The sequence below is a fragment of the Stenotrophomonas sp. NRRL B-14846 genome (assembly GCF_050473585.1).
Taxonomy (GTDB): Bacteria; Pseudomonadota; Gammaproteobacteria; order Xanthomonadales; family Xanthomonadaceae; genus Stenotrophomonas.
The window spans coordinates 3,569,737-3,581,703 of record NZ_JBFLUN010000022.1; the positions used below are offsets into that span (position 1 = coordinate 3,569,737).

The following is an 11,967-nucleotide window of genomic DNA, read 5'->3' on the forward strand; positions in this document are numbered from 1 at the left end:
GCGCCGGTCAGCAGACGAAGGCGATCATCTGCCGTGGGATTCGGTGGGGTGATTTCGACGTGCGAAATTCTTGCATCGCACTGCCGCATTCGCCATTGCGCCGTGGTACAGCGCCGATGGCGATGGGGATGGGCGGGCTATACGTAGGTATAGCCCCGGCGTGGTGGAGGCTGACCTTGGCCCGCGCTTGCCGTTTGCGTGTGCCAACCAAGGTTGGCACCTACCGGGGCGGATGGGCGCGCGGTTACTGCAGGACGAAACGCTCAATGGCGCGCGCCACGCCTTCGTCGGCGTTGCTGGTGGTTTCAAACCGCGCCACCGCCTTCACCGCGTCAATGGCATTGCCCATCGCCACACTGGTACCGGCGTACTGCAGCATGGTCAGGTCGTTCTCCTGGTCACCGATGGCCATCACGTTGGTGCGGTCGATGCCGAGGTGCTCGGCCAGCTTCTGCAGGCTTGGCCCCTTGCCGGCGCGATGATCGAACACTTCCAGGAAGAACGGTGCGCTCTTCAGCACCGCGAAGCGCTCGGTCAGTTCGGCGGGCAGGCGCGCGATGGCGGCATCCAGCACGTCGGGCGCGTCGATCATCATCAGCTTGATGAAGGACATGGACGGGTCCATGTCGGCCACGCGGCGGTAGGACAGCGGCATCCGCGAAAGATGCGAGTCGGCCACGGTGTAGTAGCTGATGTCCTGGTTGGGCGTGTACATGCGCTGGCTGTCCAGTGCCTGGAAGTGCACGCCCAGGTCGCGGGCCACCTGCTCGCAGAACAGGAAGTCGTCGAAGCTGAGCGGATACTCGACCACGGTTTCGCGTGTGCCGATGCGCTGCACCAGGCCGCCATTGCAGGCGATGCAGTAGTCGTCGTCGCCGGTGATGCCCAGCTCGTGCAGGAACGGTGCCAGGCCGGGAACCGGGCGGCCACTGGTCAGCACGATGTGCACGCCCAGCGCGCGCGCCTGCGCGATGGCCTGCTTGGCCCGCGCGGTGAGCGTGTGGGTGGGGTCCAGCAGGGTGCCATCCATGTCGATGGCGACCAGTTCGATGGTCGATTGCCTGCGGCCCATGTCCATTGCGTTCAACTCGTGCGGGGCATGCCAGTTTAACCCCTCATGCCCGGTTCACCTCTTTGCCCACGTTGGCCGGGATACTGCGGGAGCCTGTGCGTCCCCCACCGCAGGACGGCCCATTGACCGCCCTTCCCTGGAGAACCTTGCGACGCATGACCTACCGTGCCCCCGAAACCAACGACAGCGCGCCCCTGGCCCAGCAGATCGAGCAGATGATCGACGAGCTGCCCGGCGACCAGGTGAGCGTCGGCACCCTGCTCAGCGCGCTGGGCGATGAGGGCCTGCTGCTGATCGTGATCCTGCTCTCGGCCATCTTCATCATCCCGGTGTCGATTCCCGGGCTGAGTACGGTGTTTGGTGCCTCTATCCTGCTGATCGGCCTGAGCCGGGTGCGCAACCGCCCGCTGTGGGTGCCGCAGAAGCTGGCGCGCCGCGAGATCGCCACCGACAAGCTGAAGGCCAACCTGGGTCGTGCGCTGAAGTGGGTGCACCGCATGGAGCGGTTGTCGCGGCCGATGCGGCTGGCGGTGATGGTGCGCTCGAGGAAGATGATGCGCCTGAACAACCTGATGCTGGTGTTCGCGACCCTGCTGCTGATGGCGCCGGCCGGGCCGATTCCGTTCAGCAATACGCTGCCGGCGCTGGCGCTGATGTCCTTTGCGATTGGCTTCATCCAGCGCGATGGCGCGGCGGTGGCCGCCGGTTACGGTTTCGTGGTGGCCACGGTGGTGTATTTCGGCGTGCTGCTGGGTGGCGTGGGGTTTGCTGCGGAATCGGTGTTCAGCGGGCTGCGCGCGGCGCCTTCGGAAGTGTAGCGCCGAGCCCATGCTCGGCTGCTTCCGGCCTTTTGTAGAGTCGAGCCATGCTCGACTGCTGCTGGCAAAAGCAGTCGAGCATGGCTCGACTCTACAAAGGCCGGACCCACAGCAGTCGAGCGTGGCTCGACGCTACAAAGCTATTTCGCAGACACCCGCCACACCACGTCGCCCACGTCGTCGGCGACCAGCAGCGCGCCTTCGGCGTCCATCGCCATGCCCACCGGCGCACCCATCAGGGTCTTCTCGTCCTTCGAGGCGAAGCCGCTGACCACAGTCTGCGGCCGCCCGGTCGGCTTGCCGTCCTTGAACGGCACGTAGACCACTTCGTAGCCGCTCAGCGGCGAGCGGTCCCAGCTGCCGTGCTCGCCGATGAAGGCGCCGCCGTGGTACTGCGCAGGCAATGCCTGGCCGGTGTAGAACAGCAGGCCCAACGGTGCCACGTGCGAGCCGATGGCGTAGTCGGGCACGATGGCCTTGGCCACCAGGTCCGGCCGCTGCGGCTGCACGCGCTCGTCCACGTGCTGGCCGTAGTAGCTGTAGGGCCAGCCGTAGAAGCCATCCTCCTTCACCGAGGTGAGGTAGTCCGGCACCAGGTCGGCACCGATCTCGTCGCGCTCGTTTGCCACCGCCCACAGCTTCCCGGTACTCGGCTCCCAGTCCAGCCCGGTCGGGTTGCGGATGCCCGACGCAAAGATGCGGCTGCCACGCGTGGCCACGTCCACTTCCAGCACCACCGCGCGGCGGTATTCGACGGCCAGGCCGTTCTCGGTGATGTTGCTGTTGGAGCCCACGCCCACATACAGCTTGCTGCCATCACGGCTGGCCAGCAGTTCCTTGGTCCAGTGGTGGTTGATGGTGCTGGGCAGGTCGGTGAACTCGCGGCCCTTGTCGGACATGCGGGTTTCACCGGGCACGTAGTGGTACTGCACGATGTTGCCGGTGTTGGCCACGTACAGCGTGTCGCCGATCAGCTGGATGCCGAACGGCGAATGCAGGCCCTCGATGTAGACATGCTGGGTCCAGGTGTTCGTTCCCGGCGAGCGGCGCAGCAGGGTGACCCGGTTGCCGCCCTTGCCGGCCTTGCCCGAGCGCGCCTTCACCTTGCCGGCGATCCACTGCTTGGGCGTGGTGACCGGTTCTTCACCGGGGCCGTTGCCTTCCACCACCAGCACATCGCCATTGGGCAGGGTCAACAGGCGCCGTGGATGCAGCAGGTTGGCGGCGATGCGCTCGATCTTCAGGCCCTCGGCCACCGTGGGCGACTGCCCCTCGGCCCAGCCGACGCCCGTGGGCACCTGCATCGGCGGCATCAGGAAGTTCTTCGGTGCCGGCAACGGCGGTTGTGCACCGGACTGGTCAGCGGGATGGTATTCGGCCTTGCCGGCACAGGCCGACAGCATCACGGCCAGCGCCAGGGCGCCCACGGTGGGCAGGATGTGCCTAGCCATGACGACCTCCCTGCAGCACCGGCGGCTGCATCGACAGCAGGATCAGGCCCAGTGCGATCAGGGCCACGGTCAGCGCGGACAGGATCGTGCCCGGCACCGCGACGGCATAGGCATCGCGGCTGTGCACGAAGGCGTTCCAGATGGCCAGCACGACCGCGACCAGGTTGAGGAAGAAGTCGATGCGGTCGATGCGGGTGCCGGTGCCGTTGCGGCGCCAGACCGCGAACAGGTTGATCAGGCGCGGAATGATGGCGATCAGCAGACCGAAGGTGATCAGCCAGGCGGCGGCCTTGCCCCACATCACCTCGGCGCTGTTGAGGTAGATCGCGTCGAAGATCAGGGCACCGACGAAGAAGCCGAAGGGTATCGGGTTCAACAGGCTGAACAGCGTGGTGCCGAGGCCGCGATGGGCCTGGGCGAGCGGATTGACCATCATCGTGCTCCGTGCGGAAGGGTGCACGGGCTGTAGTAGCACAGCCGGATGTGAGGGCGCGCGATGATGACCGGTGGGAGTGACGGCAAGCTTGGATGGATGTGCCGACCAACGGTCGGCACCCACCAGGATGGATGCCGCCGAACACGTGGCATCACCGATCAGACGGGCAGCAACCTGCCGTCTTCAGTGCGTTCGAACTCGGTACCCGCCGGCGCGTCCACCACTGCCAGGACGGCATGATCGCAGTTGGCGATGGTGTTCACGTCGTACACGCCGGAGTTTCCCGGCTCGTCCAGGTAATCTTCGGTTTCGTCACCGGCAAGAAATCGCCAGCCACTGTCCAACTCGTTGTCGGGCGCCTCGCGGTAGCAGTAGCCCACGGGCTGGCCATCAACGGTGATGCGATCGGTGGCGATGCATCCGCCATAGCCCTCCAGCAGAGGCTTGATCTGCTCGGCGGTGAGACGGAATTGCTTCGGCTTCATCGTGCCTCCTCAGGGAACGTAGACCAAGTGCAGACTGTATTCGAAGCCGGTTTCGGTTTCGGCGATATCCACATCCATTACCAGATCACTTCGCCCTTCCACAGCCGTGTACAGGTCGACCAGGACCTTCCAGCGCTCGCCATGCCACTGGCTGACCGAAGTTTCCCAGCTGGCCTCGGGGAGCTGCACCAGGGTTTCCCCATAGTCCGCGATGATGCCAGTGATGACATCCCAGGTGTCGGCGCTGCACGCGGGCACGTTCACTGCGTGGGGCGCACGGCCGGCCGCGATCTCGTTTGCCATCCAGGCCAGGGTGGGACGGAAGGCCTCGTCCACGGGGGTTTCGGTGTCCGGGCCTTTCCTGACCATCGGTCTTCCTTGTGCAAGGGGCCGCGAGAGACGGCCCAACGATGATGGCACGGGCAGGAGGGCCGCGACCGCCGGCTTTTATTCCTCGGCGGCATAAGCGTTTGTGACGCAATTGGCACATCTGCAGATTGCCTGTGTGAAGAGGTAGGGGGTTGTTCGTTGTGTCGCGTTTGGCTCGTTGCGATGGGGCAGTCCCGCCCCGCCGTCCTGCCATGCCGATTCACAACAGAAGGATTCGTGTATGAAGCGACACACGCAACGCTCCGCGCCACCGCGCTCCGCGCGCCTGGCCCTTGCCACTGCCCTGGTGCTGGGCAGCCTGGCCGCCAGCGCCCAGGCCCAACAGGCCGATCCACTGGCGGGCATCCAGTGGCACCTGCTCAACACCGGGCAGACGGTACCGGCCGACACGCTGCCGGTGGCCGGCAACGATCTGAACGTAGATGGCCTGTTCCGCAACGGCATCCGCGGCCAGGGCGTCACCATCGCCATCGTCGATGACGGCCTGCAGATCGCGCATCCGGACCTGGCGGCCAACGTGGCGGCGGTGGCCGGCAAGAACTTCACCAACGGTTCGAACAACCCCACTCCCACCAACCCGGATGTCGACAACCACGGCACCATGGTCGGCGGCATCGCCGGTGCGGTGGGCGCCAACAACCTGGGCGTGCGCGGCGTGGCTCCGGCGGCGACGCTGAAGGGCTTCAATCCGATTTCGCGCTCAGCCCTGGGCAACCAGCAGAGCAACATCGAGTACGCCTGGTGGGATGGCGCGGAATCGGCCGACGTGCAGGTGTTCAACAACAGCTGGGGCGCCGGCCCGGGCAATCCGAACCTGCCGCTGGCGTACAGCGAAAACACGATTCGTTCGTATGAGCAGGCCCTGTCGGGCACGCGTGGTGGCCGCGGCGGCATCTACGTGAAGTCGGCCGGCAACAACTTCAACAATGCCTCGATCAGCCAGACCCAGGATGTCTGCACCACCGACACCAAGAACCGCAACACCGGCTGCGTGCCGGCCGGCCGCGATCCGCGCAACAACCTGTTCAACGTGATCACCGTAGGCGCGGTGCGCGCCGATGGCGTGCGCTCGTCGTACTCCTCCACCGGCTCGGCCCTGTGGGTGTCGGCCTTTGGCGGCGAGTACGGCCTGCAGGCGCAGTACGCCCCCGGCCTGGTGGCACGCGCCTACGACCCGGCCATCGTCACCACCGACGTGACCGGGTGCGCGCAGGGCAGCAACAAGAACACCAACCGCCAGAACACGCTGGACAGCAACCTGTCGGCCATCGACAGCACCTGCAACTACACCGCCAAGATGAACGGCACCTCGGCGTCGGCGCCGATGGTCTCGGGCGTGGCGGCACTGGTGCTGGAAGCCAATCCGAACCTGTCCTATCGCGATGTGAAGTACATCCTGGCCACCACCGCCACCCGCAACCACCCGAACCAGCCGGCGGTGACGCTGGCCGACGGGCGCACGCTGGTGCCGGGCTGGACGGTGAATGCAGCCAACCGTGCCTACAGCAACTGGTACGGCTTCGGTGTGGTCAATGCTGCGCGTGCAGTGCAGGTCGCCGAGAACTTCCAGTCGCTGGGACCGCTGGTCGACAGTGGCTGGCGCAACACGACGCGTACCGTGGCCATCGGCAACACCTCGGCTGCCGCCGCACGCCTGACCTTCCAGTTGGCCAACGGCGCGCGCAACATCGAAAGCGTGCAGCTGGGCTTCCGGGTCAACCACCGCAACACGCGCCAGCTGCAGTTCGTGCTGGTGTCGCCCAGCGGTACCCGCAGCGTGGTGCAGCCGGCGTTCACCGCGATCGGTTCGGGCACGGGTGGCGCGCAGAGCAACTTCACCAGCTGGGACCTGCTGTCCAGCAATGCCTTCCTGGATGAGAATGCCAGCGGCACCTGGACGCTGGAAGTGACCGACATGGGGCAGGCCGCGACCGCTGCATCGCGCGGCAACCTCGAATTCTTCAAGATCCGCGTTCTGGGGCACTGATGATGAAGACGACCATTCTGTTGAGCACGCTCGCCTTCGCGGCGATGACCTCCCCTGCCTGGGCACAGAGCTCGGGGCAGACTCCTCCGGCCAGGACCCTGTCGACCGTGGATGCGCAGGAACTGAGGGCGTCCGCTACCGGCCGCTCGTTCGATGTGGGCGGCACGCGCTTCCAGCTGTCCCCCTCGACCACGGTGAAGCAGGCCAGCGGCGGCCAGTTCACGATCACCCCGCAGGCGGCGGCGACCACCAGCTCGCGTACCAAGCGTTCGCTGGATAGTGCGGCGGCCGCGCCTGCTGATGCCGGTGCCGGCAAGTTCGCGGCGGCGGTCTCCCGTGACGGAGCGCCGGTGGTAGCGACGTCGCGGGTCAAGGTGTTCTTCACCGATGCAGCCTCGGCCCAGCGCGCGGCAACCGCCACCGGTGGCACCGTGGTGAAGGTGTCGAAGGCTTCGGGCCAGGCCATCGTGGAGTACCCGTCGGTGAACGCGGCGCTGGATGCGAGCACCAAGCTGCTGTCCACCGCCGGTATCCGCGCCACCGAGCCGGACGTGGTGCAGTGGGAAGAGACCAAGTAAGGCGTTGAGTGGTGCCCCTGGCCGGTTGGCTCTCCTGGCCGGCCGGGGGATTGGTATGTGGGGGTGTGCCGACCAACGGTCGGCACCCACCAGTTTTCCTATGTCGGCCCCCACCGGGGCAGAGGTGGCGTCACCGGGCGGCGAGTGTGTCGCTGTGCCTTGGGCTGCAGCTGGCCAGCGGACCGTTGCCGGCGGCCGGGTGGCCGGGTTCGAGCAGCAGGCGCTGCACGTCCGAGAACAGCTTGTCCACTGGCATGCCGTATGGCGCGAACAGGCGCAGGCGGCCCTGGCGGTCAAACACGTAGCCGCCGGCGATGTGGCTCATGGTGTAGGTATCCGGCACCTGGCCGGGCTCTTTCTCGTAGAACGCCTTGAAGTCGCTGGCCATCGCTGCCAGCTGTGCTTCGTTGCCGACCAGCGCGATCGCCTTGGGGTCGAACGCTTCCACATAGGTGCGCGCGACCTCCGGCGTGTCGCGGGCCGGGTCGACGCTGACGAACACCACCTGCAGCTGATCGGCATCCTTGCCCATCAGGTGCTTCACCTGGCTCAGCTCGACCATCGTGGTCGGGCACACGTCCGGGCAGCTGGTGAAGCCGAAGAACAGATAGGTCACCTGCCCCTGCAGGTCGTTCGGGCCACGCACGGTGCCGTGGCTGTCGGGCATCGACCAGTGCTGGCCGAGTTCTTCGCAGGCGATGTCCTTCGCGTAGAAGTCCATGCGCGACTGCGCGCTGCAGCCGGCCAGCAGGCCGAGCAGCAGGCCTGCGGCCAGCCGCAGGCCACGATGGGGGAACGCAATGCCTTTCACGGTTCGCAGGCTCAGTTGATCATCATGTGGTAGTGCATGCTCCAGATGATCCAGACCGACAGCGCGACGACGATGAACAGGATCACCAGGGTGAACACGAAGCTGGCCAGGTTCCAGCCGCCTTCGGACTTGCGGTCCATGTGCAGGAAATAGACCAGCTGCACCAGGATCTGCGCCACCGCGAAGCCGACCAGCAGGAACAGCGTGAGCGGCCGCGACAGCACCGGATTCATCACCAGTGCGAACGGCACCACGGTCAGCAGCGCGCACAGCACGAAGCCGATCAGGTAGGACTTGGTGGAACCGTGCGCATTGCCGGCGCGCGAGGTTTCGACGTGGGCCATGTCAGAAGGCTCCGATCAGGTAGACGAAGGTGAAGACGCAGATCCACACCAGGTCCAGGAAGTGCCAGAACAGGCTCAGGCACGACACGCGGGTGATGTTGGTCGGGGTCAGGCCACGGCGGTAGACCTGGTGCATGACCACGGCCATCCAGATCAGGCCGCTGGCCACGTGCAGGCCGTGGGTGGCAACCAGCGCGAAGAACGCCGACAGGTAGGCACTGGTGCTCGGGCCGGCGCCTTCGTGGATCAGGTGCGAGAACTCGTAGATCTCCATGCCGATGAACGAAGCACCGAGCACGAAGGTCACGCCCAGCCAGCGCAGCACTGCCGAGGTGTCGTGGCGATGCATCGCCAGCACGGCCTGGCCATAGGTGATGCTGGAGACCAGCAGCAGGAAGGTTTCGGCCATCACGAACGGCAGCGAGAACAGCTCCTTGCCGGTGGGGCCGCCGGCGTAGGCGGTGCTGAGCACCGCGTACGAGGCGAACAGCGAGCCGAACAGCACCAGGTCGGACATGAGGTAGACCCACATGCCGAACACCTTCATGCCGCCCTGTTCGTGGCCATGGTCGTGTTCGTGGTGGTCCTCGTGCGCCTGCGTATCGCTGGCCAGCTCCGGGCGGGTCAACAGGTTCATGCGCGTACCTCCTTCAACTTGGCCAGGCTGGCCGCTTCGGTGCGTGCCACCTCTTCGGAACTGACGTAGTAGTCCACGTCCTCGTCGTAGGACCGCACGATCAGGGTGACGATCATCGCGATGAAGCTGGCCGCGGCCATCCACCAGATGTGCCAGACCAGGGCGAAGCACAGCACCAGGATCCAGATGTTGAGGATCAGCGGCACGCCGGTGTTCTTCGGCATGTGGATCGGTGCGTACTTCTTAGGCGGCGGCGGCAGGCCACGCTTCTTCGCTTCGTGGAAGGCGTCCAGCTCATCGGCCTTGGGCACCACGGCGAAGTTGTAGAACGGCGGCGGCGACGGCGTGGCCCATTCCAGCGTGCGTGCATTCCACGGGTCGCCGGTCAGATCCAGGTTGCGCTTGCGGTCGCGCACGCTCACGTAGATCTGCACCAGCATCAGGATGATGCCCGCGAACACGAACAGCGCACCGATGAAGGCGGCGATCAGGTACGGCGTCCACGCCGGGTTGTCGTACTGGTTCATGCGGCGGGTCATGCCCATGAAGCCGAGCATGTACAGTGGCATGAAGGCCAGGTAGAAGCCGATCACCCAGCAGGCGAACGACCACTTGCCCAGGCGCTCGTTGAGGGTGAAGCCGAACACCTTCGGGAACCAGTAGGCGAAGCCGGCCAGGTAGCCGAACAGCGCGCCGCCGATGATGGTGTTGTGGAAGTGGGCGACCAGGAACAGGCTGTTGTGCAGCAGGAAGTCCGCGCCCGGGATGGCCAGCAGCACACCGGTCATGCCACCGATGGTGAAAGTGACCAGGAAGGCGATGGTCCACAGCATCGGCACGCTGAACTCGACGCGGCCGCCGTACATGGTGAACAGCCAGGTGAAGATCTTCACGCCGGTGGGGATGGCGATGATCATCGTCATGATGCCGAAGAAGGCATTGACGCTGGCACCGGAGCCCATGGTGAAGAAGTGGTGCAGCCAGACGATGAACGACAGGATGCCGATCGCCAGCGTGGCGCCCACCATCGACTTGTAGCCGAACAGCTTCTTGCGCGCGAACGTGGCAGTCACTTCAGAGAAGATGCCGAACGCCGGCAGCACCAGGATGTACACCTCCGGGTGGCCCCAGGCCCACACCAGGTTCACGTACATCATCGGGTTGCCACCCAACGTGTTGGTGTAGAAGTTGAAGTCCAGGTAGCGGTCCAGGGTGAGCGCACCCAGCGCCACGGTCAGGATCGGGAAGGCGGCGATGATGATCACGCTGGTGACCAGCACGGTCCAGGTGAACACCGGCATCTTCATCAGGGTCATGCCCGGCGCACGCATGCGCAGGATGGTGATGAACAGGTTGACGCCGGTCAGCAATGTGCCGATGCCCGAAGCCTGCAACGCCCAGATGTAGTAATCGACACCGACCCCTGGACTGAACTCGATGCCCGACAGCGGCGGATAGGCCACCCAGCCGGTCATGGCGAACTCGCCAACGCCGAGCGAGATCATCATCAGCGCGGCGCCGACCACGAAGATCCAGAAGCTGAAGGCGTTGAGGAACGGGAACGCCATGTCGCGTGCGCCGATCTGCAGCGGCACGATGATGTTCATCAGGCCGACCACGAACGGGGTGGCCACGAAGAAGATCATGATCACGCCGTGCGCGGTGAAGATCTGGTCGTAGTGCTCCGGTGGCAGGAAGCCATCACTGCCCGGGCCAGCCGCGGCCAGCTGCGCGCGCATCATCAGCGCATCGGCAAAACCACGCACCAGCATGACCAGCGCCACCACCACGTACATGATGCCGATCTTCTTGTGGTCCACGGTGGTGAACCAGTCACGCCACAACGGGCCCCACAGCTTGAAGTACGTCACCGCGCCGAGCAGCGCGAGGCCACCCAGCACCATGGCCGCCAGTGTGACCACGACGATCGGCTCGTGCAACGGCACGGCCTCCCACGTCAATTTACCCAACATGTTCGTTACTCCTGGGAAACCTGGGCACCGCCGGCAGCACCCGCCGGGGTAGCAGCAGCGGTGTTCTCACCGACGCCGATGAACTGGTCGATGACCTTCTTGAACAGCAGCGGTTCGACGCTGGAGAAGTGCTGCACCGGCGCGTTCTTCGACGGTGCGGCCAACGCCTTGAACTGGTTGAAATCCAGCGTCTGTGGTGCGCTGCGCACCTCGGCCACCCAGCGCTCGAACTCCTCGTTGCTGCTGGCAGTGGCGATGAACTTCATGTTCGAGAAGCCATGCCCGCTGTAGTTGCCGGACATGCCACGGAACTGGCCGGGCTCGTTGGCGATCAGGTGCAGCTGCGTGCGCATGCCGGCCATCGCGTAGATCTGCCCACCCAGCTGCGGGATGAAGAAGGTATTCATCGTCGAGTTGGAGGTGATGTTGAATGCCAGCGGGCGGTTGGCCGGGAAGTTGAGCTGGTTGACCGTGGCGATGCCCAGGTCCGGATACACGAACACCCACTTCCAGTCGGTGGCGATCACGTCCACGTGCAGCGGTTCACCGGCCACGTCCAGCGGCTTGTACGGGTCCAGCTCGTGGGTCGACTTCCACACGATCACCGCCAGACCGGCAATGATCAGCAGCGGCACGCCCCAGACCACGATCTCCACCTTGGTGGAGTGCGACCAGTCCGGCGTGTATTTCGCTTTGGTGTTGCCGGCACGGAAGCGCCAGGCGAACACGAAGGTCAGCACGATGGCCGGTATCACCACGATCAGCATCACGCCGATGCAGATCAGGATCAGGTCGCGCTGGGCGAGCCCGACCATGCCCTTCGAATCCAGCAGCACCCAGTCACAGCCCGACAGGCCGACGCAGGCCAGGGCGACCAGCGCCAGGCGGATGCGGTTCCAGCAGATATTCATTGGAGGTCAACCCTGTTGAAGAAGCGCGCTTGACCGGCTCGCCTGCGCGCAGCGCCCGGGCGTGGAGCGGCTAC

Annotated in this window: 13 protein-coding genes; 3 read left to right on the forward strand and 10 right to left on the reverse strand. The window is 65.3% G+C overall.

Features of this window, described 5'->3' with window-relative positions; translation table 11 throughout:
• Window positions 1-244: 244 nt before the first annotated feature.
• Window positions 245-1,078, reverse strand: a complete 834-nt coding sequence (gene yidA / locus AB1281_RS18675) for a sugar-phosphatase (RefSeq protein WP_075675948.1) — start codon at window positions 1,076-1,078, stop codon at window positions 245-247.
• Window positions 1,079-1,227: 149 nt separating this feature from the next.
• On the opposite strand from yidA, the gene AB1281_RS18680 reads away from it, so the two are divergent.
• Entirely contained in the window at window positions 1,228-1,890 is a 663-nt protein-coding gene (locus tag AB1281_RS18680; RefSeq protein WP_014038795.1) for an exopolysaccharide biosynthesis protein, read from the forward strand.
• 140 nt (window positions 1,891-2,030) lie between these two features.
• On the opposite strand, the gene AB1281_RS18685 is transcribed toward AB1281_RS18680, so the two are convergent.
• The 4 genes from AB1281_RS18685 to AB1281_RS18700 form a co-directional block, all read right to left on the reverse strand.
• Window positions 2,031-3,341, reverse strand: a complete 1,311-nt coding sequence (locus AB1281_RS18685) for a PQQ-dependent sugar dehydrogenase (RefSeq protein WP_430346656.1) — start codon at window positions 3,339-3,341, stop codon at window positions 2,031-2,033.
• Window positions 3,334-3,774 carry a DUF2231 domain-containing protein gene (locus tag AB1281_RS18690; RefSeq protein ID WP_430346657.1) on the reverse strand — a complete coding sequence of 147 codons (441 nt, stop codon included), beginning with the start codon at window positions 3,772-3,774 and terminating at the stop codon, window positions 3,334-3,336. The genes AB1281_RS18685 and AB1281_RS18690 overlap by 8 nt, the downstream gene beginning before the upstream one ends.
• A 161-nt stretch (window positions 3,775-3,935) precedes the next feature.
• Window positions 3,936-4,262 (reverse strand): DUF2185 domain-containing protein, encoded by a 327-nt coding sequence (locus AB1281_RS18695; RefSeq protein WP_164114983.1) that lies wholly within the window; start codon window positions 4,260-4,262, stop codon window positions 3,936-3,938.
• 9 nt (window positions 4,263-4,271) lie between these two features.
• Window positions 4,272-4,631 (reverse strand): DUF7668 domain-containing protein, encoded by a 360-nt coding sequence (locus AB1281_RS18700; RefSeq protein ID WP_110714013.1) that lies wholly within the window; start codon window positions 4,629-4,631, stop codon window positions 4,272-4,274.
• A gap of 241 nt (window positions 4,632-4,872) precedes the next feature.
• Here AB1281_RS18700 and AB1281_RS18705 point away from each other — a divergent pair, with 241 nt between their 5' ends.
• Window positions 4,873-6,639 carry a S8 family serine peptidase gene (locus AB1281_RS18705; protein WP_430346658.1) on the forward strand — a complete coding sequence of 589 codons (1,767 nt, stop codon included), beginning with the start codon at window positions 4,873-4,875 and terminating at the stop codon, window positions 6,637-6,639.
• The gene (locus AB1281_RS18710) at window positions 6,639-7,217 is read left to right on the forward strand and encodes a DNA breaking-rejoining protein (RefSeq protein ID WP_430346659.1); all 579 of its coding nucleotides are present in this window, start codon (window positions 6,639-6,641) and stop codon (window positions 7,215-7,217) included. The genes AB1281_RS18705 and AB1281_RS18710 overlap by 1 nt, the downstream gene beginning before the upstream one ends.
• A gap of 130 nt (window positions 7,218-7,347) precedes the next feature.
• Here the strand turns inward: AB1281_RS18710 and AB1281_RS18715 are convergent, their stop codons facing one another.
• Genes AB1281_RS18715 through cyoA form a run of 5 tightly spaced genes read right to left on the reverse strand, consistent with a single transcriptional unit; the run spans window position 7,348 to window position 11,893 of the window.
• On the reverse strand, window positions 7,348-8,028 hold the full coding sequence (locus tag AB1281_RS18715) for an SCO family protein (RefSeq protein ID WP_164114987.1): 681 nt from the start codon (window positions 8,026-8,028) through the stop codon (window positions 7,348-7,350).
• An 11-nt stretch (window positions 8,029-8,039) separates the two neighbouring features.
• Complete coding sequence (gene cyoD / locus AB1281_RS18720; protein ID WP_006399830.1) at window positions 8,040-8,372, reverse strand: cytochrome o ubiquinol oxidase subunit IV; 333 nt, start codon at window positions 8,370-8,372, stop codon at window positions 8,040-8,042.
• A gap of 1 nt (window position 8,373) precedes the next feature.
• Window positions 8,374-9,009 carry a cytochrome o ubiquinol oxidase subunit III gene (gene cyoC / locus AB1281_RS18725; protein WP_005414759.1) on the reverse strand — a complete coding sequence of 212 codons (636 nt, stop codon included), beginning with the start codon at window positions 9,007-9,009 and terminating at the stop codon, window positions 8,374-8,376.
• A complete protein-coding gene (cyoB, locus tag AB1281_RS18730) occupies window positions 9,006-10,982 on the reverse strand; it encodes a cytochrome o ubiquinol oxidase subunit I (RefSeq protein WP_014038802.1) in 1,977 nt (658 codons plus the stop codon). Before cyoB ends, cyoC begins: the two co-directional genes overlap by 4 nt.
• 5 nt (window positions 10,983-10,987) lie before the next feature.
• Window positions 10,988-11,893, reverse strand: a complete 906-nt coding sequence (gene cyoA, locus AB1281_RS18735) for a ubiquinol oxidase subunit II (protein ID WP_430346660.1) — start codon at window positions 11,891-11,893, stop codon at window positions 10,988-10,990.
• Window positions 11,894-11,967 lie beyond the last annotated feature (74 nt).

Excerpts from the sequence above, each read along its gene's own strand:
- yidA (WP_075675948.1), bottom strand. The coding sequence starts at position 1,078 with ATGGACATGGGCCGCAGGCAATCGACCATCGAACTGGTCGCCATCGAC.
- AB1281_RS18680 (WP_014038795.1), top strand. The coding sequence starts at position 1,228 with ATGACCTACCGTGCCCCCGAAACCAACGACAGCGCGCCCCTGGCCCAG.
- AB1281_RS18685 (WP_430346656.1), bottom strand. The coding sequence starts at position 3,341 with ATGGCTAGGCACATCCTGCCCACCGTGGGCGCCCTGGCGCTGGCCGTG.
- AB1281_RS18690 (WP_430346657.1), bottom strand. The coding sequence starts at position 3,774 with ATGGTCAATCCGCTCGCCCAGGCCCATCGCGGCCTCGGCACCACGCTG.
- AB1281_RS18695 (WP_164114983.1), bottom strand. The coding sequence starts at position 4,262 with ATGAAGCCGAAGCAATTCCGTCTCACCGCCGAGCAGATCAAGCCTCTG.
- AB1281_RS18700 (WP_110714013.1), bottom strand. The coding sequence starts at position 4,631 with ATGGTCAGGAAAGGCCCGGACACCGAAACCCCCGTGGACGAGGCCTTC.
- AB1281_RS18705 (WP_430346658.1), top strand. The coding sequence starts at position 4,873 with ATGAAGCGACACACGCAACGCTCCGCGCCACCGCGCTCCGCGCGCCTG.
- AB1281_RS18710 (WP_430346659.1), top strand. The coding sequence starts at position 6,639 with ATGATGAAGACGACCATTCTGTTGAGCACGCTCGCCTTCGCGGCGATG.
- cyoD (WP_006399830.1), bottom strand. The coding sequence starts at position 8,372 with ATGGCCCACGTCGAAACCTCGCGCGCCGGCAATGCGCACGGTTCCACC.
- cyoC (WP_005414759.1), bottom strand. The coding sequence starts at position 9,009 with ATGAACCTGTTGACCCGCCCGGAGCTGGCCAGCGATACGCAGGCGCAC.
- cyoB (WP_014038802.1), bottom strand. The coding sequence starts at position 10,982 with ATGTTGGGTAAATTGACGTGGGAGGCCGTGCCGTTGCACGAGCCGATC.
- cyoA (WP_430346660.1), bottom strand. The coding sequence starts at position 11,893 with ATGAATATCTGCTGGAACCGCATCCGCCTGGCGCTGGTCGCCCTGGCC.